Below are 1,660 nucleotides of genomic sequence, written 5' to 3' on the forward strand. Positions count from 1 at the left end.
TGCAGGATTGAATTTGGAATAGAATCTGTCAATTAAAGCATCGACCATTCCAGGAAGCCTTCCAAAGAAAATAGGGGTGATAATAAATGCACCGTCACATTCTTCCAGATCATTGATTAAATCATATGCATCATCTTGAACTATGCATTCGTCTTTTGCCTTACAAGCATTATCAGCTTGACAAAATCCGATTTCTTTATCTTTTATATTGAATATTTCAACGTCTCCATCAATTTTTTCTTTGATGAAATTTGCAATTGCATATGAGTTTCCTTTTCTTGTACTTCCATTTATAACGATATATTTTGCCATAATTAATACTCTCCTTTGTTGAAATAACTTTAAAGTTATTATATATTATGATATATGAGGTCGTATTAATATAGTTAATCGTTATATAAATGTAGCAGGTGCATAATGGTAACCTTTAACAACACTATAGAAACATTTTTAAATTCACTCCTACAAAGACTATTACATGAGTGAAAGTGATGAAATAATCAAAAGACTGGACAGAATAGAAAATGAATTGATTACAATAAAAGAAAATAATTACAATCAAAACCTTCAAACTGCCATTGAAAGCATTAGGGACACCTACTCTAATTCAATCAAGAAAAATTTTGCAGACAATCTGGGGGAGAAGTGTAGTGAATTTTATCTCCCAAATTGCAAAAATGAAGAGTGCAAACAATTTATAGTCCAAGAGTTCAAAGAACTTTTTTTAAATACTCAAGAAACAGACCTCAACAAACTTAATGAACAGCTGGATGAAAAATTTTATTCTGTATGTGGCGTAGAATGTAGTCCATGCTACAATAACTTTAAGGAATACTTCTTTGAAGAGTTGAAGATGATCAATTCCATTAATGTGTCATATGAACTTAATGAAAATGAACCGATTGAAAAGTTGGATGTGGATATGTTAATTTCCGATGTATTTGAACCGTTATCGAGCAAGCAAAGGGTTATCATAATAGAATCGTTATATGTAGAAAACAAATCATATACTCAACTTTCACATTTAACTAAATTAAGGGGAGGAAACCTACTGTTCCACCTTGAAAAACTACAGGATGCAGGTTTAATCTCACAAAAACAAGACCGTGGCGAATACCTGCTCACAAAAAAAGGTTATATAACTTTGTCCTTAATAAATCAATTTCAAAAATTAATGTAATTACAATAATTGGCCACATTTATACGGGTTATAATGTGTCATTGAGAAAGAATTTGCCAAGCAATATTGTTTTCACTGTTCACGAACAAATTTCACTATACGTATCGGAGAATTTGGTTATTATTATGCCCACGCCAATATGGAACTGGTCAAAAGGAACCAGAAGTGACACAATCCTAATTCTCCGTTGATACTTGCTGAGATTAAAGAGAGGGAGTTGTAAAAGAGGTAAATGACCCAGCTATATTGACAGCCAACAAACATTGATTTGATTTCGCCAATAAAATTATTGTTTTGAAATTATAATATTGTTATCATTCTTAAATATTGTTTTATTTTATTTTAATCGTTTATTATTAAAATAAATAATTTTAAATAGTTTATAATTAATAATATCTATAAAAATATGATTAAATTTTTTATTTATTTTTTTTGATATATTTCTTAAAATAAATTAGTAATTGCTTAAATAAAATTAGT

2 protein-coding genes are annotated in these 1,660 nt (G+C 29.2%); one reads left to right on the top strand and one right to left on the bottom strand.

Annotated features, from left to right (window positions below; translation table 11 throughout):
- Positions 1-312, bottom strand: a 312-nt coding sequence (locus Q4Q55_RS10500) for a flavodoxin family protein (RefSeq protein WP_303372743.1), incomplete at its 3' end; no start/stop codon positions are given.
- Positions 313-478: 166 nt separating this feature from the next.
- Here Q4Q55_RS10500 and Q4Q55_RS10505 point away from each other — a divergent pair.
- The gene (locus tag Q4Q55_RS10505; RefSeq protein ID WP_303372744.1) at positions 479-1,180 is read left to right on the top strand and encodes a winged helix-turn-helix domain-containing protein; all 702 of its coding nucleotides are present in this window, start codon (positions 479-481) and stop codon (positions 1,178-1,180) included.
- Positions 1,181-1,660 lie beyond the last annotated feature (480 nt).

Source organism: Methanobrevibacter sp., from assembly GCF_030539555.1.
Lineage (GTDB): Archaea > Methanobacteriota > Methanobacteria > Methanobacteriales > Methanobacteriaceae > Methanocatella.